The sequence below is a fragment of the Variovorax sp. 05L425 genome, from assembly GCF_056397705.1.
In genome coordinates this window covers 214,170-239,706 of sequence record NZ_JBFTNY010000007.1, presented here as the reverse complement: position 1 = coordinate 239,706, position 25,537 = coordinate 214,170, and the positions used below count along the sequence as shown (strand labels likewise).

Annotated in this window: 20 protein-coding genes and 1 pseudogene; 10 read left to right on the top strand and 11 right to left on the bottom strand. The window is 64.4% G+C overall.

Annotated features, from left to right (window positions below):
• A pseudogene (locus tag AC1DN9_RS11085) lies at nt 1–148 on the bottom strand (NAD(P)(+) transhydrogenase (Re/Si-specific) subunit alpha); the annotation flags it as partial.
• Nucleotides 149–418: 270 nt separating this feature from the next.
• Here AC1DN9_RS11085 and AC1DN9_RS11080 point away from each other — a divergent pair.
• The 3 genes from AC1DN9_RS11080 to AC1DN9_RS11070 are packed head-to-tail and all read left to right on the top strand — an operon-like array spanning nt 419 to nt 3,947.
• On the top strand, nt 419–1,138 hold the full coding sequence (locus tag AC1DN9_RS11080; protein WP_478100011.1) for a response regulator transcription factor: 720 nt from the start codon (nt 419–421) through the stop codon (nt 1,136–1,138).
• A 29-nt stretch (nt 1,139–1,167) separates the two neighbouring features.
• Complete coding sequence (locus tag AC1DN9_RS11075) at nt 1,168–3,465, top strand: CHASE2 domain-containing protein (RefSeq protein ID WP_478100009.1); 2,298 nt, start codon at nt 1,168–1,170, stop codon at nt 3,463–3,465.
• A 5-nt stretch (nt 3,466–3,470) separates the two neighbouring features.
• Nucleotides 3,471–3,947 carry an NUDIX hydrolase gene (locus AC1DN9_RS11070; protein ID WP_478100008.1) on the top strand — a complete coding sequence of 159 codons (477 nt, stop codon included), beginning with the start codon at nt 3,471–3,473 and terminating at the stop codon, nt 3,945–3,947.
• 21 nt (nt 3,948–3,968) lie between these two features.
• On the opposite strand, the gene mnmA is transcribed toward AC1DN9_RS11070, so the two are convergent.
• Nucleotides 3,969–5,078 carry a tRNA 2-thiouridine(34) synthase MnmA gene (gene mnmA / locus AC1DN9_RS11065; RefSeq protein WP_478100007.1) on the bottom strand — a complete coding sequence of 370 codons (1,110 nt, stop codon included), beginning with the start codon at nt 5,076–5,078 and terminating at the stop codon, nt 3,969–3,971.
• A 119-nt stretch (nt 5,079–5,197) separates the two neighbouring features.
• On the opposite strand from mnmA, the gene AC1DN9_RS11060 reads away from it, so the two are divergent.
• Both AC1DN9_RS11060 and AC1DN9_RS11055 read left to right on the top strand, forming a co-directional pair.
• Complete coding sequence (locus AC1DN9_RS11060; RefSeq protein ID WP_478100005.1) at nt 5,198–6,931, top strand: long-chain-fatty-acid--CoA ligase; 1,734 nt, start codon at nt 5,198–5,200, stop codon at nt 6,929–6,931.
• Entirely contained in the window at nt 6,928–8,562 is a 1,635-nt protein-coding gene (locus tag AC1DN9_RS11055) for a WS/DGAT/MGAT family O-acyltransferase (protein WP_478100003.1), read from the top strand. The genes AC1DN9_RS11060 and AC1DN9_RS11055 overlap by 4 nt, the downstream gene beginning before the upstream one ends.
• Nucleotides 8,563–8,569: 7 nt before the next feature.
• On the opposite strand, the gene AC1DN9_RS11050 is transcribed toward AC1DN9_RS11055, so the two are convergent.
• Nucleotides 8,570–9,568: an LLM class flavin-dependent oxidoreductase gene (locus AC1DN9_RS11050; protein WP_478100001.1), complete on the bottom strand. Its 999-nt coding sequence runs from the start codon at nt 9,566–9,568 to the stop codon at nt 8,570–8,572.
• Between the two features lie 76 nt (nt 9,569–9,644).
• On the opposite strand from AC1DN9_RS11050, the gene AC1DN9_RS11045 reads away from it, so the two are divergent.
• On the top strand, nt 9,645–11,204 hold the full coding sequence (locus tag AC1DN9_RS11045; protein ID WP_478099999.1) for a phospholipase D family protein: 1,560 nt from the start codon (nt 9,645–9,647) through the stop codon (nt 11,202–11,204).
• 10 nt (nt 11,205–11,214) lie between these two features.
• Here AC1DN9_RS11045 and AC1DN9_RS11040 read toward each other — a convergent pair whose 3' ends face one another.
• From AC1DN9_RS11040 to AC1DN9_RS11020, 5 genes are all read right to left on the bottom strand, one after another.
• Entirely contained in the window at nt 11,215–11,592 is a 378-nt protein-coding gene (locus tag AC1DN9_RS11040; RefSeq protein ID WP_478099997.1) for an SHOCT domain-containing protein, read from the bottom strand.
• A gap of 34 nt (nt 11,593–11,626) precedes the next feature.
• On the bottom strand, nt 11,627–11,854 hold the full coding sequence (locus tag AC1DN9_RS11035; RefSeq protein WP_478099996.1) for a LapA family protein: 228 nt from the start codon (nt 11,852–11,854) through the stop codon (nt 11,627–11,629).
• Nucleotides 11,855–11,892: 38 nt separating this feature from the next.
• Complete coding sequence (locus AC1DN9_RS11030) at nt 11,893–13,323, bottom strand: basic amino acid/polyamine antiporter (RefSeq protein ID WP_478099994.1); 1,431 nt, start codon at nt 13,321–13,323, stop codon at nt 11,893–11,895.
• 26 nt (nt 13,324–13,349) lie between these two features.
• The gene (locus AC1DN9_RS11025) at nt 13,350–14,540 is read right to left on the bottom strand and encodes an arginine deiminase (protein ID WP_478100024.1); all 1,191 of its coding nucleotides are present in this window, start codon (nt 14,538–14,540) and stop codon (nt 13,350–13,352) included.
• Between the two features lie 117 nt (nt 14,541–14,657).
• Complete coding sequence (locus AC1DN9_RS11020; protein ID WP_478099992.1) at nt 14,658–16,079, bottom strand: basic amino acid/polyamine antiporter; 1,422 nt, start codon at nt 16,077–16,079, stop codon at nt 14,658–14,660.
• A 256-nt stretch (nt 16,080–16,335) separates the two neighbouring features.
• Between AC1DN9_RS11020 and AC1DN9_RS11015 the strand changes: the two genes are divergently transcribed.
• From AC1DN9_RS11015 to AC1DN9_RS11005, 3 genes are all read left to right on the top strand, one after another.
• Entirely contained in the window at nt 16,336–16,779 is a 444-nt protein-coding gene (locus AC1DN9_RS11015; protein ID WP_478099990.1) for an outer membrane lipoprotein, read from the top strand.
• Nucleotides 16,780–16,914: 135 nt separating this feature from the next.
• Nucleotides 16,915–18,744 carry an SLC13 family permease gene (locus tag AC1DN9_RS11010; protein ID WP_478099988.1) on the top strand — a complete coding sequence of 610 codons (1,830 nt, stop codon included), beginning with the start codon at nt 16,915–16,917 and terminating at the stop codon, nt 18,742–18,744.
• Nucleotides 18,745–18,828: 84 nt separating this feature from the next.
• On the top strand, nt 18,829–19,839 hold the full coding sequence (locus AC1DN9_RS11005) for a zinc-binding alcohol dehydrogenase family protein (protein WP_478099986.1): 1,011 nt from the start codon (nt 18,829–18,831) through the stop codon (nt 19,837–19,839).
• A gap of 90 nt (nt 19,840–19,929) precedes the next feature.
• On the opposite strand, the gene ssb is transcribed toward AC1DN9_RS11005, so the two are convergent.
• Nucleotides 19,930–20,433 carry a single-stranded DNA-binding protein gene (gene ssb, locus AC1DN9_RS11000; protein WP_478099984.1) on the bottom strand — a complete coding sequence of 168 codons (504 nt, stop codon included), beginning with the start codon at nt 20,431–20,433 and terminating at the stop codon, nt 19,930–19,932.
• A complete protein-coding gene (locus AC1DN9_RS10995) occupies nt 20,417–21,244 on the bottom strand; it encodes a hypothetical protein (protein ID WP_478099982.1) in 828 nt (275 codons plus the stop codon). Before AC1DN9_RS10995 ends, ssb begins: the two co-directional genes overlap by 17 nt.
• A gap of 442 nt (nt 21,245–21,686) precedes the next feature.
• On the opposite strand from AC1DN9_RS10995, the gene AC1DN9_RS10990 reads away from it, so the two are divergent.
• Complete coding sequence (locus AC1DN9_RS10990; RefSeq protein ID WP_478099980.1) at nt 21,687–24,713, top strand: PAS domain-containing hybrid sensor histidine kinase/response regulator; 3,027 nt, start codon at nt 21,687–21,689, stop codon at nt 24,711–24,713.
• A gap of 16 nt (nt 24,714–24,729) precedes the next feature.
• On the opposite strand, the gene AC1DN9_RS10985 is transcribed toward AC1DN9_RS10990, so the two are convergent.
• Entirely contained in the window at nt 24,730–25,362 is a 633-nt protein-coding gene (locus AC1DN9_RS10985; protein ID WP_478099978.1) for a response regulator, read from the bottom strand.
• Nucleotides 25,363–25,537: the final 175 nt, after the last annotated feature.

Sequence of the window (25,537 nt, the reverse complement as noted above, 5' to 3'; positions counted from 1 at the left end):
AGGCGCCATCGGTGAGGCTGGCCGCAATGCCCGCGCCCGATTGCACTCGCACGGTGTGGCCCTGCGCAACCAGCTTCTTCGCGGTCTCCGCAGTCACGGCCACTCTTGTCTCGCCTGGCGCAGTTTCGGCCGGCACGCCTATCAGCATGGAGGTCTCCTCGGGGTAGCTTTGAATTGGCGCCAGAGCTTACATGAAGAAAAGCCCTTCAAGTTGTCCCCCAGGCGCCGCCGGCAACGAGCCGCGACACGTCAGCTCTACACGTAGCGCTACCAAATCAATAGCAGATTCAGCACACGCAAGGTCGATGTCCGACGGCCGCGTGGTAACGCCCGTATTACATCAATATGTACACTCAAGCCGCCCACGACCGTGACGCAGATTCCAGCGTGGGCCATAACGAGATACAGGGAATGGACCATGCGAATTGCAGCGCTCGACGATGAGGCGAGCCAGCTCGACCTCATCCGGCACACGATGGTGGACGCCGGGCACGAATGCCACGCCTTTTACGAAGGCAAGACATTGTTACGGGATCTCCGCCAACAGACATACGACCTGTTGATCCTCGACTGGAGCCTGCCGGACGTCGAAGGGCCCTGCATCGTCCGCAGGATCCGCGAGGAGCTCAAGAGCCGGATTCCGATTCTCTTCGTGACAAATCGTCGCGAAGAGAAGGACATGGTCGAAGGACTGTCCGCCGGCGCGGACGACTTCATGGTCAAGCCGATCCGGGTCGCAGAATTGCAAGCGCGCATCCAGGCGCTCCTGCGCCGCTCCTACCCCGCCCAGCACGAAGCGGACCTGGTCTTTGGCGATTACCGCTTCACCCACGCTACCCGCACGCTCGGCATCAAGGGCGAGCTCGTCGAACTCAGCTACCGCGAGTACGAACTGGCCTCGTTCCTGTTCCAGAACATGGGCCGCCTGCTGTCGCGCGAGCATTTGCGCGAGGCTGTCTGGGGCGTGGGCAACGAGTCGCCCTCGCGTTCGCTCGACACGCATGTGTCGCGCCTTCGGGTGAAGCTCAACCTGGTGCCATCGAACGGCTTCCTGCTGTCGGCCGTGTACAGATTGGGCTACAGGCTCGAATCCATCGACGACAACGTGCTTCGCCCGCTCTATTCCACAGAGAAATGAAGCGCTGGATCCAGCACAGAGGATCCTGGTTGTTGCTTGCCACGGGCCTGCTCTCGCTGGTCACCGTGCTCAGTCTCACCAAGCCCATGCCGCGCATCGACCGGGTCTTGCAGGACAGCGCCCGTGCGGCGCTGGCTTCACCGCCGTCGCAAGACATCGTCATCGTCTCGATCGATGAAAAAAGCCTCGCCGCGATCGGCCGCTGGCCCTGGCGACGCTCGCTCCATGCCGAACTGCTGAGCCGCATTGCCGCGCAGTCGCCCCGATGCGTCGGCCTGAACCTGCCCGTGATGGAACCCGACCTCGATCATCCGGAAGACGACGCGGCACTGGCCGACGCCATGGTCGACAGCGGCTGCGTCGTCCTGCCGATCAGGGTCCGTACGCTGGGCCCGCAGAACGTACAGGAACTCCTCCCCGCGCCCGAACTGGCTGAAGCTGCCGCCGGCATCGGCCATACCCGCCTCTCGCTCGACGGGGACGGCATCGCTCGCAGCGTCTATCTGCACGAGGGCTTCGCGGGACGCATGCGACCGCATTTCGTCCTGGCGCTGCGCGACGCGGCCGAGGGTCGCCTCACGCCGCCCACGTCGCTCGAAGCCAGAGCCGCGCCACAAACCTGGCTGCGCGGCGACCCGGAGACCATCGTCTTCAAGCGTGGCCCCGACCGCTTCAAGACCGTCTCCCACATCGACGTGTTGCAGGGCAAGGTGCCCTCCGACCTGTTTCGCGATCGCTATGTGCTGATCGGCGCGACGGCACCGGGGCTGGGCGATCTCCATGCCAACGCGTCGCCCGACGTACCGGGACTCATGTCCGGCGTCGAGATCTATGCCAACGTGCTGCAGACCCTGATTTCCGGGCGACACGTCGCCGTCGCCAAGCCTTGGCAGGACCTGCTCTTCAATCTCGTCCCTCTGGCGGTGGCGCTGCTGGGCGTCCTGTGGCTGCGGCCGCTTGGCGTGATCGGGCTGATCGGTGCCATGCTCTTGCTCCAGCTCGCCATTCATCTCGGACGCCCCTCGATCGGTGTTCTTTTCGCCCCGGCAGCCGGTGTTACCGGATTGCTGCTGCTGTATCCGCTGTGGAGCCTGATGCGGCTGTCGACCGCCTTCGGCTATCTGCGCAAAGGAACCGAGGAACTGACGCGGGAGGTCGGCCGCAGCGCTCTGCTGCCGGCGCCGCGATCGGCGGGCGATTTTCTCGACCGCCAGATCGATGCGACGCGGGCTGCGATCCATCACATGCGTGACATGCACCGCTTCGTGCGCGACGGCATGGATCAACTGCCCGACGCAACGGCAACGCTCGACACCGAAGGCCGCGTAGTGCTCGCAAACGTCGCGGCACTGCGCTACTGGCAGCGAAGCCTCGCGGAAATGATGGGCCAGGATGCGCATGACCTCATGGCCGACATCCGCCGACGCACCACCGGCGCGCCGATGGTCCCCAGGGGCACACTGCTCGGCGACCTGCAGCCCATCGCGGGCGAGGGCGTGGATTCTCAGGGTCGCGCACTGCTGTTGCGCTGCGTTCCGTTTTTCAATGCGGACAACGCGCATGCCGGTTGGATGATCGCGCTGGTCGACATCTCGGAGATGCGGCGCGCGCAAAGCCAGCGCGACGAGGCGCTGCGCTTCATCTCGCACGACGCGCGCGAGCCGAGCGCGGCAATCCTCACCATCCTCGAACTGGCGCGCGAGCGCCCCGATGCGTTCACGGATGCTTCGCTGCTGGCGAGCATCGAGCGCCAGGCCCAAACGGGTCTCGAACTGGCTGATGGCTTCGTGAACCTTGCTCGCGCGGAGGCCGAACCGTTCCACCCCGAGGTGCTGGACCTGATCGACCTGCTGCAGCAGACGATAGACAACGCCTGGGCGCGCGCGCGGCGTCTGCAGGTACGCGTACTGGTCGTCACCAGGCTCGAAGAAGCGCTTTGCATTGCGGACCGAAACCTGCTGACCCGTGCGCTGACCAATGTGCTGGGCAACGCGCTCAAATATTCGCCGCAGGGCGCCGACCTCGAATGCAGCGTCGACGAGGAGGAACGGCATTGGCGCGTAGCGTTCAAGGACCACGGGCCGGGCATTGCGGTCGAGCTACAGTCGCAGCTGTTTCAGCCCTTCCACCGCTTGCACCATGAAGGGCATCCGGAGGTTCATGGCGTCGGCCTCGGGCTGCTGCTGGTGCGAACCGTGACGCAGCGCCACGGCGGAACGGTGGAGATCGACAGCGCCGCCGGTGCGGGCTGCACGGTCACGCTGGTGCTGCCGAAGCCCACGACCGCCGAGATCGAGGCGTTGGCACCGACATCTGTTGAGGAGTAACGAACATGGCAATTCGCTGGAAGCCCAACGTCACGGTTGCGGCGGTGATCGAGCAGGACGGACGGTTTCTGCTGGTCGAGGAAGACACGACCGACGGGCTCATGCTCAACACGCCGGCCGGCCATCTCGACCCCGGCGAATCGCCGGCCGAAGGCTGCGTGCGCGAGACGCTGGAAGAAACCGCGCACCACTTCACGCCGACCGCGCTCATCGGCATCTACATGGCCCGCACGGTGCGCGAAGAGGACATCACCTACATGCGCTTCGCCTTCGCCGGAACGTTGGGTGCATTTGAGCCGGAGCGCGCGCTCGATGAAGGCATCGTGCGCACCCTGTGGATGACGGCAGAGGAAATCCGCGCCAGCAAGGGGCGTCATCGCAGCCCGTTGCTGCTGCAATGCGTGGAAGACTATCTCGCGGGCAAGCGCTATCCGCTCGAACTGATCCACATTGACGAATCAGTTCAACCCGCGATTTCGTGAGACGCCGAGGAACGGCCTTCCCTATCCAGCTCTCGCGATCACGCCGCCACCCAGGCAGACGTCGCCGTCGTAGAGCACCGCTGACTGCCCCGGCGTCACCGCCCACTGAGGTTCAGCAAAGTCCAGCCGGAACGCGCCATTGGCACCATCGCCCAGCCGGCAACCGGCATCGGCCTGTCGGTAGCGAGCCTTCGCCGCATAAGCCCCGCCCGAAGGCACCTCACCCGCGACCCAACTGGCATCGTCAGCCTCCAGCGCCGGCGACAGCAACCACGGATGGTCATGCCCCTGCACCACCCACAGCGTATTGCTCTCGACGTCCTTGCGAGCCACGAACCACGGTGCATGCTCGCCCGCGCCCCGCACTGCGCCTTTTTCCTTGATGCCGCCGATCCCCAGTCCCTGCCGCTGCCCCAGCGTGTAGAAGCTCAAGCCCTGGTGCTCGCCGATGCGTCGCCCGCGTTCGTCGCGGATCGGTCCGGGCTCCTTCGAGATGTAGCGGTTGAGGAACTCGCGAAACGGCCGCTCGCCGATGAAGCAGATGCCGGTCGAGTCCTTCTTCTTCGCATTGGGCAGGCCGATCTCGTCGGCGATGCGCCGCACTTCGGTCTTGCGCAGTTCGCCCACCGGAAACAGCGTCTTCGACAACTGCTGCTGGTTCAGCCGATGCAGGAAGTAGCTCTGGTCCTTGGCCGGATCGAGCCCCTTGAGAAGCTCATGCCGCCCGGTGGCCTCGTTGAGCCTCACGCGCGCGTAGTGCCCGGTGGCGATCTTCTCCGCGCCCAGGCGCATCGCGTGGTCGAGGAAGGCCTTGAACTTGATTTCGGCGTTGCACAGCACGTCGGGGTTTGGCGTGCGGCCGGCCTGGTATTCGCGCAGGAATTCGGCGAAGACGCGATCCTTGTAGTCGGCCGCGAAGTTGACGTGCTCGATCTCGATGCCCAGCACGTCGGCCACGCTGGCCGCGTCGACGAAGTCAATGTTCGACGAGCAGTATTCGCTGTCGTCGTCGTCTTCCCAGTTCTTCATGAAGATGCCGACCACTTCGTGGCCTTGCTCTTTCAGCAGGTGCGCCGTGACCGCGGAATCGACTCCGCCGCTCAGGCCCACCACGATGCGCTGCTTTTCCATAGGGCACGGATTGTCCCAGCACCCGCAAGCCGGTGCCCGCATCCGGGAAATCACCGAGAAGCGGAGGCGCGCGGGCGGCTGGCCGGCTCCCACAATGGACTGCCCAACCGGAGACAAACATGGTTTCTTCCCCCTCCAGCGCCACGCCCTGGACGAAGTGCTATCCGAGCGGCATGCGCTGGGATGCCGAACTCCCCACCCGACCGCTGCAGCAGATCCTCGACGAGGCTGTGACCCAATGGCCCGACCGGCCTGCCATCGAATTCATGGGCCAGGTCATCAGCTATCGCGAATTCGGCGAGGCCGTGGATCACGCGGCCAAAGGCCTGCAGGCGCTGGGCGTCAAGCCGGGCGTTCACGTCGGGCTGTACCTGCCGAATACGCCGCACTATCCCATCGCCTTCTTCGCGATCCTGAAGGCCGGCGGCACGGTGGTGAACTATTCGCCACTGGATGCCGAGCGTGTGCTGGCCCACAAGATCGAGGACAGCCGAACCGACTTTCTCGTGACGCTGGACCTCGTCACGCTCTATCCGCAGATGGCGCGCCTGATCGGCAATTCGCGGCTGAAGAAGCTCATCGTCGGCAGCCTCACGGACTATGGCGCCGCGCGCGACGCGGTGCGGGCGCATTTGCAGGGCGCGGGCCAACTGGCGGCGGTGCCGACGGACGATCGGCACATGTCGTTCGCGCAGCTCCTGGACAACGATGGCCGCTACCAGCCACACGTCGTGCGCTCGGTCGATGACGAGATCGTGGTGCTGCAGTACACCGGCGGCACGACCGGGCTGCCGAAGGGCGCGATGCTGACGCACGCCAACCTGTCGTCGGCCTGTGCGCAATACCTCGAATCGACCGGCGGCGATCCGCCGATCCTGGACCATGGCGTGGAACGCGTCCTGGCCGTTCTGCCGCTGTTCCACATCTATGCGCTCAGCGTGAACATGATGCTCGGCATCCGGCTGGGCGCGCTGCTGGTGCTCCACACGCGCTTCGATCTCGATGCGGTGATGCACGACCTTGCGGCCAAGAAGATCACCGTGTTTCCCGGCGTGCCGACGATGTTCACGGCGATCATCAACCACCCGAAGGCGCGCGAGACCGACCTGCGTTCGCTCAAGTTCTGCGGCTCCGGCGGAGCGCCTTTGCCGGTCGAAGTGGAGCAACGCTTCTTCGAACTCACCGGCTGCCACCTCAACGAGGGCTGGGGCATGACTGAGACCTCGCCGACCGGCACCTTCACGCCCGCGCGCGGCATGCGCAAGGCCGGCTCCTGCGGCATGCCGCTGCCGGGCATCCACTTCAAGCTGATGAGCCTGGACGATCCGTCGAAGGAGGTCGCCATCGGCGAACCGGGCGAGTTGTGCATCAAGGGCCCCAACGTCATGAAGGGCTACTGGAACAACGAGGCCGCCACCGCCGCGTCGATGACGCCCGACGGCTACTTCAAGAGCGGCGACGTGGCGAAGATGGACGCCGACGGCTTCTTCTACATCGTCGACCGCACCAAGGACATGCTGCTGTGCGGTGGCTACAACGTCTATCCGCGCGTGATCGAGGAGGCGATGTACGAGCACCCGGACATCGCCGAGGTGTGCGTGATCGGCATCCCCGACGAATACCGTGGCCAGTCGCCCAAGGCCTTCATCAAGTTGAAAGAAGGCGCATCGGGGTTCACACTGGACGAGCTCAAGCTGTTCCTCAAGGACCGGCTGGGCAAGCACGAGATGGTGGGCGCGATGGAGATCCGGAGCGAACTGCCCAAGACGGCGGTGGGCAAGCTGTCCAAGAAGGATCTGGTCGACGAGGAAGAACGCAAGCGCGAGGCAGCGCCTGCAAGGAGCACGTCATGATTCACCTCAGCGGCATGGACGCATCGTTCCTGCATCTGGAAACACCCGAATCACCGATGCACGTGGGCAGCCTGCAGTTGCTCGACCTGCCTGCGGGCTATGAAGGCGACTTTGCCGAGGACGCGAAGAAGTACCTGAGCGGCCGGCTGCACCTGGCATCGGTGTTCGTGCGCAAGCTGACGATGATGCCCTTCGACCTTGCCAACCCGGTCTGGGTGGACGACGACGACGTGGATCTCGACCATCACATCCACCACGTGATCATGCCCAGACCCGGCACGATGGCGCAGCTTGAAAGACTGGTCGGCCGCCTGCATTCGTCGCTGCTCGACCGCAGCCGCCCGCTCTGGGAAATCCACATCATCGAAGGCCTGCAGACGGGCCAGGTGGCGCTCTACACCAAGATGCATCACGCCGCAATCGACGGCCAGGCCGGCGTCGCGGTGGCCAAGGCACTGTTCGACATTTCAGAAACGCCATCGGTCGTGAAGGCGCCGCGCGCCACGCGCCGCCGCGATTCGTCGCAACTCGGCATGGCCGAACTCGCCAGCGCCGCGATCAGCAACAGCGTGGAGCAGTACATCAAGCTGATTCAGTCGATCCCGACGACCGCGAAGGCCATCTCGAGCGTGCTGATGCCTGTTTCCGAAACCACCGGTCAACGCAGTTTTGAGTTGCCCAAAGGTGTGAAGACCGCACCCAAGACGCCGCTGAACGTGTCGATCACCAACCAGCGCTCATTCGCCGGACGCTCCGTGCCGATGGCCGAGATCAAGCAGATGTCCAAGGCCACGAACACCAGCCTGAACGACATCGTCCTGGCGATCTGCGCCGGCGCGCTCAGGCGCTATCTGGCGGACTACGGTTGCAAGCCTTCCAAGCCGCTCATCGCGGCGGTGCCGGTGTCGTTGCGCAGTGAAGGCAATACCGACCTCAACAACCAGGTGTCGACCATGCTTGTCAGCCTGGCCACCGATATCTCGGACCCGCTCGAAAGGCTGGCGGCCATTCACGAATCGTCGAGCGAAGGCAAGAAGCTCACAGGCAACGTCAAGGCCGCGATACCGATGGACTTTCCTTCGCTGGGCATGCCGTCGCTGGTGTCGGGGTTCGCGTCGCTCTACGGCCGCTCGGGTCTCGCCGACAAGCTGCCGCCGATGGCGAACGTGGCGATCTCCAATGTGCCGGGTCCCTCGTTCCCGCTCTACTTCGCCGGGGCCAAGCTCGCGACCTACTTTCCGGTATCGATCCCGGGCCACGGGCTGGCGCTGAACATGACCGTGCAGAGCTACAACGGATCGCTCGAATTCGGACTCACGGCATGCCGCAGGGCGGTGCCGGACATCGCGGAGCTGGGGGACTATGTCGTGGCGGAGCACAAGAAGCTGCTGTCGCTGATCCAGCAGCGCGAGGGCATCACCCCGGCTCCGGCGGAGGCAGCGAAGGCCTTGAAGGCCTCCGAACCGAAGCCGGCAAGAGCAACTGCCAAACCCAGGCCGGCGGCCAAGAAACGCGCGACGGCCAAAGCGCCAGCCAAGAAAGTGGCGGCCAAGGCTGTTCGCCCGCGCGCGCCGCGTGCCGTCGCGCCGGCACGCAAGCCCGCTGCGAAGCAAGGGTCTGCTCTGAGCTGACGGGCGCTCAGCGAGCCGCGGCGATCTCTTCACGCAATTCGGCCGCGATCTCGTACGACCGCAGCCGCGCCTCATGATCGAAGACCTGCGAGGTGATCATGAGTTCGTCCGCGCCGGTTTGATCAACGAAGGCCTGCAGCCGCGCGCGGACCGTATCGCGCGAACCCACGGCAGAGCACGACAACACCGAATCGAGCAGGGCGTTCTCCGCCGGGCCCACGCGCTCGCGATAGCCCGCGACCGGTGGCGGCAAGCGCCCCGGACGCCCGCTGCGCAGGTTCACGAAAGCCTGCTGCCACGATGTCGCGCGGAACGCGGCCTCTTCATCCGTCTCGGCCGCGAAGACATTGAAGCCCAGCATCACGCAGGGCTTGGCCAGCTGTGCGGAGGGCTTGAAGGTCTCGCGATAGATCCGGATCGCCTGCATCAGCTGCTGCGGCGCGAAATGCGAAGCGAAGGCATAGGGAAGGCCCAGGTGCGCGGCCAGCTGCGCGCCGAAGGTGCTCGATCCCAGAATCCACACCGGCACTTCAAGCCCCATGCCGGGCACGGCACGCACCGCTTGGCGGGGCTCCTTCGACATGAAGTCCATCAGCTCGATGACGTCCTGCGGAAACTGGTCTGCGTCAGACTGGAGATCGCGCCGCAGCGCCTGTGCGGTGCGCTGGTCCGACCCCGGCGCTCGGCCGAGCCCGAGGTCGATGCGGCCGGGGTAGAGCGACTCCAGCGTGCCGAACTGCTCGGCGATGACGAGCGGCGAGTGGTTGGGCAGCATCACGCCGCCCGCGCCGATCCGGATGGTCGAAGTGCCCGCGCCAATGTGGGCCAGCAGCACCGCCGTCGCCGCGCTCGCGATGCCCGGCATGCCGTGGTGCTCCGCCAGCCAGTAGCGGCGGTAGCCCAGCTTTTCGCCGTGCCGCGCAAGGCTGAGCGAATTGCGGAACGACTGCGCGGCGTCGCTGCCTTCGGTAATAGGGGAAAGATCGAGGATGGAAAACGGGACCATCCCGCTATCTTGGCCCGGAACGGCCATCTTCAACTCGCGAAGGGATATTGGCCCGACAACAGTTAGGCTCGCAGATATGGCACTGCGCTTTTTGTGGATCGCGTTTTTGGCTCTGACGCTGAGCGCTTGCGGCTCGCTTCCCGTCGACGTGCAGCGACCGGAGTCGCACAGCCTTCAGGCGTCCCCGGCGGAAAGCCCACTCGCCCTGCTCGCCGCCTCGCAGCTTCCGGCCGACGCCCAATCGGGCTTCCGGCTGCTGCCCCTGGGCTCCTACGCACTGGACGCGCGGCTGGCGCTCATCGAACGTGCGACACGGACGCTGGATGTGCAGTACTACATCATGCAGAACGACGAGACCGGGCGCGCGATGTTCGGCGCCCTGCGGGACGCGGCCGAGCGCGGCGTGCGCGTGCGACTGTTGCTCGACGACCTGAGCACCACAGGCGCCGAACCCCTCATCGAGGCGCTTGCAGACGTTCCGAACCTGGAAATCCGCCTGTTCAATCCCTTCTGCTGCGCTCGCTCCAGCCTTTCGGGCCGAATTGCGACGTCGCTGGGAGACCTGCCACGGCTCGATCACCGGATGCACAACAAGCTGCTGATCGCCGACGGTGCGCTCGCGATCGTCGGCGGCCGCAACATCGCGGACGAATACTTTGCCCGCAACCTGGTCGCCAACTTCATCGACCTCGACGCGATCGCGGCGGGGCGCGTGGTGCCGCAACTGGGGGTTCTCTTCGATCGCTACTGGAACAGCGAGGAGTCCTTTCCCGCCGCGTACTTCTCAGGCCCTCGCCCGCCGGCCGGCGTGCGTGACGCGCGTCTGCGGGAACTGCTCCCGGCCAGCGCGGCGCGCATCGAGATCGATCTTCCAGACAAGGACATCCTCGGCCTGGAGCCGGTCAGCAAGGAACTCCGGGCCCGGCGGCTGACGTTGGTTCCGGGACTGGCCTATGCGGTGGCGGATCGTCCCTCGAAACGGCTGCAGACCCCCGACGATGTCGAGAACACCAGCCTCATGTCCGGCGCGGTGAGTCAGATGCTCGGCGCACGCTCGGAGCTCGTGGTGAGTTCGCCGTATCTGGTGCCGGGCAAACGAGGCATGGCGGTCTTGCAGAGTCTCCAACACAAAGGGGTCCACGTGACGCTGGTGACCAATTCGCTGCCTGCCAACGATTCGACCCTTGTCTACTTCGGCTATGCCCGCTACCGGCCAGGCATCGTCAAGGCGGGCGTCGACCTCTACGAAGTCAGTGCGACCACCAAGCCAGACAGCAAGTCGATCTTCGGCATCGGCGGCTCGTCGAAAGGGCGCCTCCACGCCAAGCTGGCGGTCATCGACGAAGAGGTGGTACTGCTCGGATCATTGAATCTCGACCCCCGTTCGGCGCGCAAGAACACGGAGCTTGGCGTGGCCATCGACAGCCCGGCGCTGGCGAAACAGGCGCTGCGCATCGTGGAGGCCATGAAGTCGGAGGCCTATCGCATCCGCCAGGCACCTGAAGGAGGCATGCTGGCGTGGGTGCCGCCCGACGAGGACGACGACCAGGCCCTCGACCATGAGCCGGGCATCTCGGTGCTGAACGCCTTGCAGCGGCTGCTGCTGCAGCCGCTGGTCCCCGAAGACTACCTCTGACGAATCAGCATCAGGACAGCGCCTTGGCCTTGAGCCGCGCGAACTCTTCCTGGCTGATGGTTCCCGCGTCGAGAAGTGCCTTGGCCTCCGTGATCTGTTCCGCGGGCGACTTGCCGGCCACCTGGCGGATGTAGGCGTCGGTGTCGGACTTGGCGCGCTGCAGGCTGGCCCGTTGTCTTTCCGCCATGCCCCGGCCGCGCGCGATGATGTAGATGATCGCCGTCAGGCCCGGGATGAAGATGAGCCCGACGATCCACAACACCTTGAATCCGCCGCCCAGTTCCGAGTCGCGGAACAGGTCCCCGATGATCTGAAACAGGATGAGGAGGTAGACGATGAGGACGAAGGTCGACAGCAGGAGTTGAATCAGGTCCCAGAAATTGCTCATTTCATTTCCTCGTGATGTTGTTGAGATTGAAAAACTAGTACGAACGGGATGTAGCCTTGTTTGTCCATGTCCGCAAGAGCCCGACGACGAAGCCCCCTGTGAACATGCCAAGGATGTAGACCAGCAGGACCATGACCGAGGTCGGCAAGGTGACGCTCATCGAAAACAGCGAGACTGTCACCGAGTCCATGTTCTGCACTTTGAAGAGCAGAGCGATGCCGGCAAAGATCACGATCAGCGCGATGTAGAGGTAACGGGTCATACGACTTTCTCCATGTCAAGGAAGGTGGCTGCACGCATCTAGACCGCGATCGCGCCGGAATTGAGCGCAACAACAGCCGCAACCGCAGCCAGCGCCACCACCACGAAGAAGACCCACTCGGGCGGCGTGAAGATTCGCTCCTTCTGCTCGCGCCGTGCGACGAAATAAAGAAGGGTCCCGGGCGCGTAGAGCACTGCCGAGAGCAGGAGGAATTTCATCCCGCCGGCGTAGATCATTCCGGCCGCATAGATGGTCGCGATCGCGCCGCGGGCCCAGTCGCCAGTGCGGCCCCGGCCGTCGCCGGCGTAGGTTTCGCCGGTCCAGGCGAGCTTCAATCCATACGCAGCGACGAGCAGATAGGGAATCAGCGTCATCGAGCTCGTCATCTTCAGCGCGAGCGTGAATGCGTATTCGGCGAACCAGGTGATGAGCAAGAAAATCTGGATGACGATGTTCGACAGCCACAGCGCGGCGGCAGGAACCTGGTTCTTGTTTTCCCCCGCGAGGAAGGCAGGCATTGTCCGGTTCTTGGCCGCGGAATGGAGAACTTCCGCGGCAAGCAGCGACCAGGCCAGGTAGTTGCCGAGTATCGAGATGAGCAGGCCGATGCTGATGAAGACCAGCCCCCACGGCCCGACCAGCGCCGCCATCACGCCCGCCATCGCCGGGGTGGGGAGTGCGGCGAGATCCGGGCGCAGCAGCACGCCGTACGAAAGGATGGTGACGAGGATGAGCAGGCACAGCACGCCCAGGAATCCCAGCACCGTGGCAAGGCCCACGTCCTCGCGCCGCTTCGCATAGCGCGAGTAGACGCTCGCCCCTTCGATGCCGACGAACACGAAGACCGTGACCAGCATGGTGCTGCGCGCCTGATTGGCAACGCTCGACAAGCTGCGCTCTTCGCCGCCCCAGAAATTCCACGCAAAGATGTCCGCCCTGAATCCGACGATGGCGACCACGATGAAGACGACGATCGGCACGATCTTGGCGACGGTCGCGATGGTGTTCAGTGCCGCGGCCGACTTGACGCCGCGCAGGACCAGGAAGTGCACTGCCCACAGCAGGATGGTTGCCGAGACGATCGCGACGACGGTCGTTCCATCGCCGAAGACCGGAAAGAACTGGCCGAGCGTCGCCTTGATGAGAATCAGGCAAGCGGTGTCGGCGAGACAGCATCCGATCCAGTAGCCGACCGCGGAAGCGAAGCCGAGGTAGTTGCCGAACCCGGCCTTCGCATAGGCATAGATGCCGGCGTCGAGATCGGGCCGGCGACGCGACAAGGTCTGGAAGACGAATGCCAGCATGAGCATCCCGGCGCCGGCAATCGCCCATGCAATCAGCGCACCCGCGACACCCGTCGATCGACCGAACGCTGACGGCAGGGCAAAGATGCCCGACCCGATCATCGAGCCGACCACGAGGGCGATGAGCGCGCCGAGCGAGAGCTGCTGGTCCTTCGGGGTGGTCATGCCGATTCAGCGCATCATCCTGGCGGTCAGTAATCCACGGGATCGCGGCTGATGGGGCAGGTCATGCAGTGGCCGCCGCCACGGCCGCGGCCGAGTTCGGCGCCGACGATGGTGATCACCTCGATGCCCTCCTTGCGCAGCAGCGTGTTGGTGTAGGTGTTGCGGTCGTACGCATAGACCACGCCCGGCGAAGCGCACACCAGGTTCGCGCCGCTGTCCCATTGGGTGCGCTCGCGCTGGTAGTCGCTGCCCCCGGCCTCCACCACGCGCAGCTTCTTCAGCCCCAGCGCCTGGGCCACGACGTCCACGAAGGACTTGTTCTCCTTGCGCAACTCGACCCCGCTCGGGTGGCTGCTCGGGTGGTAGGAGAAGGTGCTGGTCTTGTTCATGAAGTCCGGCGCCAGCAGCACACAGTCGCGGTCGGCGAAGGTGAAGACGGTGTCCAGGTGCATCGCCGCGCGGATCTTGGGCATGGCCGCGACGATGACGCGCTCGGCCGCGCCCTTCTTGAACAGGGTGGCTGCAAGCTGGCTGATGGCCTGGCGCGAAGTGCGCTCGCTCATGCCGATGAGCACGACCCCCTTGCCGATGGGCATGACGTCCCCGCCTTCGAGCGTCGCCAGTCCATGGTCCTGGGTCGGGTCGCCCCACCACACGTTGACCTTACCGGCGAAGTCGGGATGGAACTTGTAGATGGAGGTGGTGAGGATGGTTTCCTCATGGCGCGCGGGCCAATACAGCGGGTTGAGCGTGACACCGCCGTAGATCCAGCAGGTGGTGTCGCGCGTGTAGAGCGTGTTGGGCAGCGGCGGCAGGAGGTACTCGGTGGCGCCCGCGGCTTCCTTGGCGACCTTGAGCGCCTCGCCGCCGTGGGCTTCGGGGAAGTCGTGGGTGGAGAGACCTCCGATGAGGGTTTCGGCGAGCGCACGGTTGTCCAGGCCTTCGAGATAGCTGCGCAACTCGTCGACGAAGCCGAGGCCGACCTGGTTGGGCACGACCTGGTTGTCCAGGATCCATTTCTTGCCTTCGGGCACGGCCACCGTCTCGGCCAGCAGGTTGTGCATCTCCAGCACCTCGACGCCGCGGTCGCGCATCTTGGTGACGAAATCGAAATGATCGCGCTTGGCGTTCTCGACCCACAGGACATCATCGAACAGAAGTTCGTCGCAGTTGCTCGGGGTCAGGCGGGAGTGCGCCAGGCCGGGCGCACAGACCATCACCTTTCGCAACTGGCCAACTTCCGAATGCACACCGAACGCGGTCTCTTTCACGTTTGCACTTGCTGCACTTGCTTTCGCCATGATGATCTCCAGTGGTAGTATCCAGCGCGCCGGCTAGATGGTGATGTAGCCCGTCGCGAGCCAATAGATGCCGACGACGGCGCCGATGACGGCGAGGATGAAGATGATCCAGTCCGACGCCTTGGTGAATACCGGAAGGTTCTGCTCGCGTCGGCACCAGAAGTAAAGCGCGGTGCCGGGTGCGTAGAGGACAGCGGACAGGACGATGAACTTCATGCCGCCGGCGTAGAGCAGGAAAGCCGTATAGGCTGTCGCGACGGCCGCAATGACGAGGTCGCGCGTGCGCTCATGGGGTCGTACCTCGTAGCTTTCTCCGCGTTTTGTGAGCTGCAGACCGTAGGCGGCAACCAGCAGGAAGGGGATCAAGGCCATTGCGCTGGTCAGGTTCAGCATCAACGAGAAGGCATCGCGCGACCAGTAGGTGGTGATGACAATCAGCTGCACGATGATGTTGGTCGCCCACAGGGCCACCACCGGAACCTTGTTCTTGTTCTCCGTAGCGAAGGCCTTCGGCATGTCCTTGGTCTTTGCGGCGGCGAAGAGCACTTCGGCGCAGATCAACGACCAGGCAAGGTAGGCGCCCAGCACCGAGACCAGCAGCCCAAGGCTCACGAAGACCGCTCCCCAGGGGCCGACCACGGCTTCGAGCACCGTGGCCATCGAGGGTTGCCGCATGCCCGCTACCTCGGGCCGCTCCAATACAGCGTAGGGGAGCAGCGTCACCAGAACCATGAGCGTGGTGACGACGATAAAACCTGTGATGGTCGCCGCGCCCACGTCCGAACGCTCCTTCGCGTAACGTGAATAGACGCTGGCGCCTTCGATGCCCAGGAAGACGAACACGGTCACCAGCATGGTCGCGCGTACCTGTTCGAAGATGCCCCCTTCCAGGCCTGCGCCATAGAAGTTGAAACGAAACAGATCCATCTTGAAGGCGAAGATCAGGATCACGATGAAGACCAGGATCGGAATGACCTTCGCGACCGTCACGATGGTGTTGATGAAGGCGGCTTGCTGAACCCCGCGCAGGATCATGAAGTGGAAGAGCCAGATGCCCACCGAGGCGACGACGATGGCGACAACCGTGTTTCCATCACCGAAGACGGGGAAGAAGGCGCCGAGGGTGGACTTGATCAGCACCCAGTAGGAGACGTTGCCGATGCAGCTGCCGATCCAGTAGCCGAAGGCGGAGAGGAACCCGGGGTAGTCGCCAAAGCCTGCTTTCGCGTAGGCAAAAACGCCGGCATCGAGGTGAGGCTTGCGCTCGGCGAGCGACTGGAAGACCCGCGCCAGCATGTACATGCCGGTGCCCGCTATGAGCCACGCTATGACAGCACCGAATGGCCCGGTGGCGTTCGCAAAGGTCCGCGGCAAGGAGAAGATACCCGCCCCCACCATCCCGCCCACCACCATCGCGGTGAGCTGCAGGCGGGACATTTTTTGTTCTGTTGCCATGAGTCTCCTCTCGATGGTCGCGCACGACCTGCGGATTGTTGTTGCCTGTGGGCGCACCGGCAGGTGCGCCTCTCGACAGGTCAGACTCAGCATCAGTGCGCCCCAAATCTTTGTCAAGTCGACGAAGGATGCGCGAAGCAGTTGCTGATTGAAGCGCACTGCCCCAAGGTGCAACGGCTGTTGCACGTTGGTTCAATTGCCCATTGCGCGACTGATGCCATCATCTTTTTTCATTCTTGTGGAAGGAGATATTCCAATGACATCCCGACTTCTCTCTCGCATCGCAGCATTTGCGATGACCCTCGTCCTCGCCGCGTGCGCGGCTCCCGGCTCGCAAACCGACACCATGGCCATTCGCCAGGGTGTGATCGAGCAGATCTCGCCGACACAGATCCAGACGTCGCAACACACGGGTGTCGGCGCCGTGCTCGGCGGCCTCACGGGCGTGGGTCTCGGCAGCCTGATCGGCGGCGGCACGGGACGCGATGTCGCCATGGTGGTCGGTGCCATCGGCGGCACGGTGGCAGGGGCCGAGGTCGCGCGCAGGTACGACCGCCCGATCGACGGCCAGCAGATCTTCGTGCGCACCTCCAGCGGCGTTCTGGTGGAGGTGACGCAACCCGTCACGCCGGGCTTGCGCGTGGGTCAGCGCGTCTACATCCAGGGCAACGGCGACGGCGCGCGCGTGATGCCTCAGTAGGACGAAGCCCAAGACGAGGCCGGGTGCGGCCTCCGCAAGCGCTTTCAGATCCTCCCGAAGGACGGTACGATTCGCGGCGACACGGCGCCCGGGTGAGGCGCCAGCCGTCCCCAGACCGGGCCTGAGCCCGCACCCATGACCGTCCAACTCGGCATCGTTCTCATCCTTCTCGCCAGCGCGGTCGCGATGTTCGCGATCAATCGTCCACGCACGGACGTCGTCGCGCTGATCATGATGGCCGCCCTGCCCTTCACCGGTGTGGTGAGCATGACGGAAGTCCTCGCCGGCTTTTCGGACCCCAACGTGGTACTGATCGCGATGCTGTTCGTGATCGGCCAAGGCCTGGTGCGCACCGGTGTGGCGCAGCGGCTGGGTGACATCCTCGTGGTGCGCGCGGGCCCGCACGAGACTCGGCTGATCGTGCTGTTGATGGTCGTCGTCGCCGGCGTCGGCGCCATCATGAGTTCGACGGCAGTGGTCGCGATCTTCGTTCCGATCGTGCTTCGCATCGCGCGCAACACCGGGATCTCGCCGCGGCGGCTGATGATGCCGCTCTGCGTCGCGGCGCTGGTGAGCGGCACGATGACGCTGGTGGCGACCACGCCGAATCTTGTGATCCACGGCGAGCTGGTGCGCGAGGGCTTCAAGGGCTTCAGCTTCTTCAGCTTCACGCCCTTCGGCGTACCGCTGCTCGTGGTGGCCATCGTCTACATGCTGCTGACGCGCAGGATGCTCGAAGTGACAACGCCGCCGGTTGCGCCATCAAGCCGGCGAACCGGGCTCGGACACTGGATCGAGGAATACGCGCTGGCCGGCCGCGAGCACCGCCTGCGCGTCGCGCCGAGCTCTCCCGCTGCCGGCCGGATGGTCGACGAGATCGGGCTCGAGGACGTGCTGGGCGTGAACGTGCTGGCGATCGAGCGCCGCGACCGCTTCATCACCCGCCTGCTGCCCCCGGGCACGCGCATCGAGATCGGCGACGTGCTTTTCGTCGACGTGTCGAATCCCGCGGTCGACGTGGACGAACTCACGCGCAGATTCGGCCTCGAGAGGGTGCCGCTTGCCGGCGCCTATTTCTCCGAACACTCGCAAGCCATCGGCATGGCCGAAGTGATGATTCCGCCGGGGTCGAACCTGGAGGGAAAGACCGTGCCCGAGACGCGCATGCGCTCGCTGCACAACGTCACCGTGATCGGCCTGAAGCGCGGCCGCTCGGGACGCGTGAAGAGCGCGGAGAACATGCATACCAAGCGGCTGAAGGTCGGGGACTCCCTGCTGGTCGTCGGCATCTGGAAGTCGATCAGCAAGCTCCAGACGGACATGGACCTCGTCGTCTTCAGCCTGCCGACAGAGTTCGACGAGATCGCACCGGCCAGCACCCGCGCGCCGTTTGCGCTGTTCTCGCTCGCGCTGGTCGTGGCGCTGATGGTGAGCGGCCTGCTGCCCAATGTGCATGCCGCGCTGATCGGTTGCCTGTTGATGGGATTGTTCGGGTGCATCGACCTCCAGAGCGCCTACCGGTCGATCTATTGGCAAAGCCTGTTGCTGATCGTCGGCATGCTTCCGTTCTCGCTGGCGCTTCAGCGAACTGGCGGGGTCGATCTCGCAGCGCAGGCGCTGGTGAGCGTGGTCGGCGACGCGAGCCCGCGCATGGTGCTGGCCGCCATCTTCGTGGTCACTGCGCTCTTGGGCATGTTCATCTCGAACACGGCCACGGCGGTGCTGATGGCGCCGGTCGCCATTGCCATCGCCACGGAGTTGCACGCGTCGCCCCTGCCGTTTGCGATGACTGTGGCGTTGGCATCCTCCGCGGCTTTCATGACGCCAGTGTCGTCGCCGGTGAACACGCTCGTGGTGGGGCCGGGCGACTACAGCTTCATGGACTTCGTGCGCGTCGGCGTGCCGCTGGTTCTGCTCGCGCTGCTGCTCAGCATCGCGCTGGTACCGTGGCTGCTTCCTTTCTAGGGAGCCGATCGGCGCTGATCACTGTGCAGGCAGCGCCGGCTTGTGCACCTACATTCACGCGATCATTTCACTGAAGGGACTTCCATGAAAGCCGTCGGCTACCGCCAACCACTCCCTATCGACAACCCCGCCGCGCTCGAGGATCTCGACCTGCCGGCTCCCGAAGCACATCTGCGCGATCTGCTCGTGAGGGTGAAGTCGATCTCCGTGAACCCGGTCGACACGAAGGTGCGCAAGGGCGTCGCCCCGGAGGCCGGCCATGCGAAGGTGCTGGGCTGGGACGCCGTCGGCACCGTCGAGGCCATTGGCCCGGAGGTCACGAATTTCAAGCCGGGCGATCGCGTGTACTACGCCGGCTCGATCACTCGGCCAGGCGCCAACAGCGAACTGCATGCCGTCGACGAACGCATCGCCGCGCTGGCGCCCCGGAGCCTCGACGACGCGCAGGCGGCGGCATTGCCGCTCACCACGATCACGGCGTACGAGTTGCTTTTCGACCGCTTGCGCGTGCCCAAGGGCGGCGGCGCGGGCCAGACCCTCCTCATCACCGGCGGCGCCGGCGGGGTCGGCTCCATCCTGATTCAGCTGGCGCGCCAGCTTACTCAGTTGCGAGTGATTGCGACGGCATCACGCCCCGAGACGCACCAATGGTGCCTGGCGCTGGGCGCACACGCGGTGATCGACCATTCGAAGCCGCTGGCCGCGGAGCTGAAGGCTGCGGGCCTCGGCGAGGTCGACATGGTGGCGAGCCTGACGCAGACCCAGCAACACTACGCGCAGATCATCGAAAGCCTCAAGCCCCAAGGCCAGCTCGCGGTGATCGACGACATGCCGGAGTTGAATGCGATGGCACTCAAGACGAAGTGCATCTCGCTGCACTGGGAATTGATGTTCACGCGTTCGAGGTTCGAGACGCCGGACATGGAGCGCCAGGGCGAACTGCTGGCCGAAGTCGCGCAACTGGTCGACGCCGGCCGCATCCGCACCACGGTCAACGCCAATTTCGGCACGATCAACGCGGTGAACCTGCGCAAGGCTCACGCGCTCATCGAAAGCGGCAAGGCGCAAGGCAAGGTCGTTCTTGAAGGGTTCTGAGCAGACTGCCTTCGATCCGTCATGCACAAAGCAAAGGGCCGGCTCCTTTCGGAAGCCGGCCCTTATTGTTAGGCGCTGATCGAGCCGGGGTCAGAACGGAATGTCGTCGTCCATGTCGTCGAAGCCCGAGGACGACTTCGAGGGCGCCTGGCGCGGTGCGGGCGCGGGTGCACGGGGTGCCGCCGCGGCAGGCGGACGCGAGTAGCCGCCGCCTTGCGAGTAGCCACCGTCGTCGTCGCCCGACGGGGCGCCCTGTCCCTGGCGGCTGCCGAGCATCTGCATCTGATCGACGCGGATGTCGGTGGCGTACTTCTCGACGCCATCCTTGTCGGTGTACTTGCGGGTACGAATCTGGCCTTCGACGTAGATCTGCGAGCCCTTGCGCAGGTACTGGGCGGCGATTTCGGCGAGCCGGCCGTTGAACACGAGACGGTGCCACTCGGTGGCCTCGCGCATTTCGCCGCTTTGCTTGTCCTTCCACTTGTCAGTGGTGGCCAAGGTCGCGTTGCAGACCTGATCGCCGCTGGGGAAGGTGCGCGTTTCCGGATCTCGTCCGAGATTGCCGACGAGGATGACTTTATTGACCGATGCCATATGTACTGCCCCTGGGAGATGCCAGTAATTCCGTGGTTCGCGGGTTCGCGAAAGCGATCGAGTCTAACTCGCCGCGGCTGGGTTCCCTCGTCCGGGGCGGTATTCCTGCACGCATCAGACGGTAGCCGGCGTACGGGAGGGTTTCAAGTCGCCACCCGTGAAGGTCGCGCAATCGGAGCGAAGATCGCAGTTCCTTGATCACGCTCCCGATACTGTCGATCCGGAACCGCGTCTCGCCTTCCTCATTCGACGGCAGCATCAGCAGCAGCGCGCTCTTCGTGACGGTCTTGCCGGCGTGAAAGAACAACTCCAGGGCGATATCGAAAGCGACAGCATCGAGGCGGGTCTCGCGGTTCGCGAAAGCGACCACGGTGCGAACCGGGTCAAACGAATACTCGCCCCAGGAAAGGAGAGGCCGAGGCTGCTCCAGTCCGACAGCATCGAGGAAGGAGCGGATGTCCAGGAAGAGATCGCCGAAGAACCGGGGCGAGGCGGTGACCACGCCATTCAGTGCGACGAGCGCATCCAGGCAGACAGGCTTCTGCATTTCGACATGGAACACCGGAACGCTCGGACCGACGACCTCACGGACTCTCTCGAAGACGCGTCCGTGCGTATCCGCCGGGGGCACGTCTCCGAGGAGCAACATGTCCAGCGTGGACGCATCGGACCCCATGGCCGCGAGTTCGTCGAGACCCAGGAACACGCGCGGCGCATACCCGAGCGAGCGAAAAACGCGACGCGCAAATTCGCGCGTGCGCAACGTATAGGCGAGCACACCGACCCGCCGCTTGGCGGCAATGCGAGACATGACGACTCGGCGGTGGTCAGTCCGAAGCGACCACGGACAGAGGTCCGCGAGCGCAATCGGGAGATGCAAAGTTGGAGGAGGCGGTGTTCCGGTGGAACGAGGAATGGAGCGCGCTCCGGTCCGGCGCGCCGCGCGCAACGGCGCCGCGAGCCAAGGCCGCAGTGATCAAGACAGACATGTAGCTTCCCTTGTGCACTACGCATTGCGCGTGCACTGTTTTAATGATTTCGAAGAGGCTAAAGTTTAGATCTTTAGGTCTACCGGTCAAAGAAAAGACCTCGCGCGTCGCCTTGGCCCCCCGACGCCGCCGCGCCTGCGGCTCAAAATGCTGGACGAAGACATCGGCAAGAATGCCTTCCGGCGAGCTGACATACGCCCTGTAAACAGCACTGGGTCGACGAATCAGCCCGGCTGTATTCGTTCCTTCAGCGCGGAGGCCCTCATGGCAACCCCAATCAGTAGAGTCACGCAAAGAGTCGACCGTGGCGGTGCCGCCACGATGGTCTTGACCGGCCTTCTGGCCGCGGCGAGCTATTTGTTCGGCCAGTCCATGTCCATCCAATTGCACTGGTTCTGGGTCGCCTTGATCTCGCTGTGCATCGTGAGCCTGTCGGCACTGCAGATCATCCGGCTGCGCGGCCTCCAGCATAGGGATGACGAACTTCGCGCGATCGTGGACGCCGTGCCGCACGTCGTGTTCTTCAAGGACACCCAGTTCCGCTATCAACTTTTCAACGCCGAATTCAGTTGCGCCTTCAACCTTGATCCGGACGCCTCCGTCGGCAAGACCGACCGGGAGCTCTTCGGGCCCCAACTTCATGAAAGGTTCGTGGCCCAGGACCGGGAGCTGATGGCTTCCGGCATGGCCCGCACCTATGACGAGGAGTTCGTCATTCGGGGGGCCATGCGCAACATCCAGGCCCGCAAGCAGCCGGTGTACGACCGCCACGGGAATCTGCGCGGCATCGTCGGCGTGGCCCTGGACGTCACTGCCGAGAAGGCGATACAGCGCCAACTCGAAGACGCCAACGTGCGCCTGGGCATCGCCCTGGATGCAGCCCGCATGGGATTCTGGGAATGGAACGTCGCCACGGGCGAGATCCGCGCCGACGCACGCGCCCGCCAGATCCTTGGCATGAAAGACAGCGACCATGACATCGCTTCGGTCTTCGCCAGGTTTCACCCCGACGACCTGGACGAGGTCCGGAACCGCATCGACCTCGGGCGCGCCCGCAAGGAGGTTGCCAACTACGAATTCCGCGTCATCGACGACTCGGGCGAGGTGCGGTGGGCGGAGGGCTTCTCATCGCCCGATCGCGTGCGCGCGAGCGAGGACTACCTGATCGGCGTCAACCGCGACATCACCGAGCGCCGCCAGAGTGAACTCGAACTCAGCGAGGCGAAGTTGCACGCGGACCGCGTACTCGCCGAACTCGAGCAATCACGGATCGACCTCGAACTGGCCTTGGCCATCGGCGGGCTGGGAGTGTGGCACTCGATCATCAGGCTGCCCAAGCATGCGGACCTGACCGATCCCGCATTTCGGGAAACCGTGATCGCCGCGGATGAAAAGATTCGCGAGATCCTGGGGATCGGCGACCATGCAGACGAAGAAGCCTTCACTTGGCGGAAGCTGGGCACGCTCGTTCATCCGGAAGACTTTCAAAGAGTGCTCGCAAAGCTGACGCAGATGTTCGATGAGCGCCTGGAGGTCTATAGCGAACAGTATCGCGTGTGCAGACCCAGTGGGGTCATTCGCGTGATCGAGGTGCGGGGCAACATGGCGGTGCGGGATGAGGCGGACTCGGTCGTCATTGATTTCACCGGCATCGCGAAGGACATCACGGATGAAGAAGCGCTGAAGGCGAACCTGGTGACCAAGGCCGAAGAAGCGCGAGCGGCGGTTGACGCCAAGGCCCACTTCCTCGCCATGATGAGCCACGAGGTCCGCACCCCCCTCAACGGCGTGCTGGGGATGATCGACCTGGTCATCGATACGTCGCTCACGGAGGACCAGCGAAACATGCTGATGCGCTGCCGCGAGTCGTCGGTCTCGCTGCTCACGATCATCAACGACATCCTGGACTTCTCGAAGATCGAGGCGCGCATGCTCGCCCTGGAAAGCCGTCCGCTTTCATTGGCAGGGCTCGTCGACGACGTCTGCGCGACCTTCGCCGCGCCGACGACACGCAAGGCGATCGGCTTGGAGTTCCATGTCGATACGGCAATTCCACAGTACGTCGTCGGCGACCCGGTGCGCCTGCGGCAGGTGCTGACGAATCTGATCGGCAATGCGGTCAAGTTCACGCAGCAGGGCCGCGTGCGGGTCGAGGCGCGGCAGACAACGAGCGGCCTGGTGGAGCTGACCGTCGAGGACACCGGCATCGGCATCGACCCGCGCTTCACGAAGTCGCTGTTCCAACCTTTCAAGCAAGCCGACGTGGCCACCACGCGGCGCTACGGCGGCACGGGCCTGGGGTTGTCCATCGTCAAGCAGTTGGTGGAGTTGATGCACGGCAGCGTGCGCTGCGAAAGCACGCCGGGCGTGGGCAGCCGCTTCATCGTGACCCTGCCTCTGCGGGCGTGGATTCCGAGCGTCGGCCCGGTGCCGGGGCGCAGCGCCGCGCCTCACGCAGTCGTCGGCGCGGCGAAGGCCGGGCATGACGTTGCGCCGGGCGATCTCGGCTACAAGGTGCTGCTGGCCGAGGATCATCCGATCAATCGCGAGGTCATCACAAGGCAGCTCTTCAAGCTCGGCTGCGCTTGCGACTGCGCGCTGGATGGGCAGGAGGCGTGGGAGATGCTGATGGCGCCCGGAGCGGACTACGCGTTGCTGCTGACGGATTGCCACATGCCACGGCTCGACGGCTATGAGCTCACCACGCGCTTGCGCGAGCGAGAGTCGGCGCAAGGTCTGCCAGGACTGCCGATCATCGCGTTGACGGCCAATGCGCTGCAGGGCGAAGCCGAGCGCTGTCTGGCGTTGGGGATGGATGCCTATCTGTCCAAGCCGCTGCAGCTGAACGATCTGCGTGATGCGCTGGTCACGGTCATGTCGCAGAAGCCGAAGCAAGCGACAGGAATGACACCTGGCGCCCTCGATGGCGCGAAACCCACCCAGGTGGCACCCTATGCGCAATTGTCGGATTTGTGCGGTGGTGACATCGGCAAGGTCGCGGAACTGGTCGGCATCTTCGTGGCGGCCACCGAGGAGGACATGAAGGCGATGGACCGGGCGGCCGAGGCCGACGACTACATCAAGCTTCGAAAGTTGGCCCATCGGCTGAGCTCGGCCTGCCACCAGCTCGACGAAGACGATGCGGTCACGGCCTTCCAGGCCGTCGAACACATGCGTGCAGATGACGAAGCGCAACTCAGAATGGCCACCCGCGAGGCCTATCGATCAGCGAGGGATGAGCTCGTTGCAGTGCTCGCGCGCGCCGCCGAATTCACCCGCCCGCCAACCTGAGTTCCGCCCGCGCCTGTCACGCCACGAGTTGATGAGCTCGCGAAAAATCCACCAGTTCCACGAGGCTGGAGATGCCCAGCTTTTGAAAGATTCGCGCCTTGTAGCCGCTGATGGTCTTGTTGCTGATCAGAAGCGTCTCGGCGATTTCCTTGTTGCTCAGGCCGCGGGCCAGGTATTGCAGCACGGTCAATTCCCGATCGGAAAGACTCTTGATCAAGGAGCCCGTTCGCGTGCTGTCCGCAATCGCCGATTGCGAAGCCAGGACCGAGGTCGCGAACATGCTGTAGCCGGCGAGGACAGTGTGGGCCGCCTGGATCAGGCGCTGCAAGTCCTCGGTCTTGCTGATGAATGCGTTGGCCCCGGCCTTCACCGCCCGTGCACCGAAGATCGATTCCTGTTGCCCGGAGAGCACCAGAAGCCTCGTGTCGCGGTGCAGTTTTCTCACGCGCTCGATCACATCGAGACCGTTCAATCGCGGCAGATCGAGATCGAGGATCACCAGCTTCGGCTGGCGCTCGCGGATGACGGCCAGTGCCGACGGGCCATCGCTGGCCTCGCCAACGACTTCGAACTGGCCAGTGGCCTCCAAGGCCGTGCGCACGGCCAGTCGAATGGCCGGATGGTCGTCCACGACGACTACTGATTGCATAACTTTTCCCCTGTGCTGATACCGATCCAGGATGGGCCTCCCCACAGAAGCCGTTCGATTCGTTCCGCCGATTCGCGGTCGTTTCGATGGCCTCGTGACAGTGTGGAGAGGCTTCCTCGGGCGCCCTGAAATGCAGGCCCCACGGATCGAAAGGCGCGAAGCATAGCGGCGCCAT

Bases quoted from the DNA above. Each gene is read 5' to 3' on its own strand.
- mnmA (WP_478100007.1), bottom strand. From the start codon at position 5,078: ATGGAAAAGCAGCGCATCGTGGTGGGCCTGAGCGGCGGAGTCGATTCC.
- AC1DN9_RS11040 (WP_478099997.1), bottom strand. From the start codon at position 11,592: ATGAGCAATTTCTGGGACCTGATTCAACTCCTGCTGTCGACCTTCGTC.
- AC1DN9_RS11020 (WP_478099992.1), bottom strand. From the start codon at position 16,079: ATGGCAACAGAACAAAAAATGTCCCGCCTGCAGCTCACCGCGATGGTG.
- AC1DN9_RS11010 (WP_478099988.1), top strand. From the start codon at position 16,915: ATGACCGTCCAACTCGGCATCGTTCTCATCCTTCTCGCCAGCGCGGTC.
- AC1DN9_RS10995 (WP_478099982.1), bottom strand. From the start codon at position 21,244: ATGTCTCGCATTGCCGCCAAGCGGCGGGTCGGTGTGCTCGCCTATACG.
- AC1DN9_RS10990 (WP_478099980.1), top strand. From the start codon at position 21,687: ATGGCAACCCCAATCAGTAGAGTCACGCAAAGAGTCGACCGTGGCGGT.
- AC1DN9_RS11005 (WP_478099986.1), top strand. From the start codon at position 18,829: ATGAAAGCCGTCGGCTACCGCCAACCACTCCCTATCGACAACCCCGCC.
- AC1DN9_RS10985 (WP_478099978.1), bottom strand. From the start codon at position 25,362: ATGCAATCAGTAGTCGTCGTGGACGACCATCCGGCCATTCGACTGGCC.
- AC1DN9_RS11030 (WP_478099994.1), bottom strand. From the start codon at position 13,323: ATGACCACCCCGAAGGACCAGCAGCTCTCGCTCGGCGCGCTCATCGCC.
- AC1DN9_RS11060 (WP_478100005.1), top strand. From the start codon at position 5,198: ATGGTTTCTTCCCCCTCCAGCGCCACGCCCTGGACGAAGTGCTATCCG.
- ssb (WP_478099984.1), bottom strand. From the start codon at position 20,433: ATGGCATCGGTCAATAAAGTCATCCTCGTCGGCAATCTCGGACGAGAT.
- AC1DN9_RS11080 (WP_478100011.1), top strand. From the start codon at position 419: ATGCGAATTGCAGCGCTCGACGATGAGGCGAGCCAGCTCGACCTCATC.
- AC1DN9_RS11055 (WP_478100003.1), top strand. From the start codon at position 6,928: ATGATTCACCTCAGCGGCATGGACGCATCGTTCCTGCATCTGGAAACA.
- AC1DN9_RS11050 (WP_478100001.1), bottom strand. From the start codon at position 9,568: ATGGTCCCGTTTTCCATCCTCGATCTTTCCCCTATTACCGAAGGCAGC.
- AC1DN9_RS11045 (WP_478099999.1), top strand. From the start codon at position 9,645: ATGGCACTGCGCTTTTTGTGGATCGCGTTTTTGGCTCTGACGCTGAGC.
- AC1DN9_RS11035 (WP_478099996.1), bottom strand. From the start codon at position 11,854: ATGACCCGTTACCTCTACATCGCGCTGATCGTGATCTTTGCCGGCATC.
- AC1DN9_RS11025 (WP_478100024.1), bottom strand. From the start codon at position 14,540: ATGGTCTGTGCGCCCGGCCTGGCGCACTCCCGCCTGACCCCGAGCAAC.
- AC1DN9_RS11070 (WP_478100008.1), top strand. From the start codon at position 3,471: ATGGCAATTCGCTGGAAGCCCAACGTCACGGTTGCGGCGGTGATCGAG.
- AC1DN9_RS11015 (WP_478099990.1), top strand. From the start codon at position 16,336: ATGACATCCCGACTTCTCTCTCGCATCGCAGCATTTGCGATGACCCTC.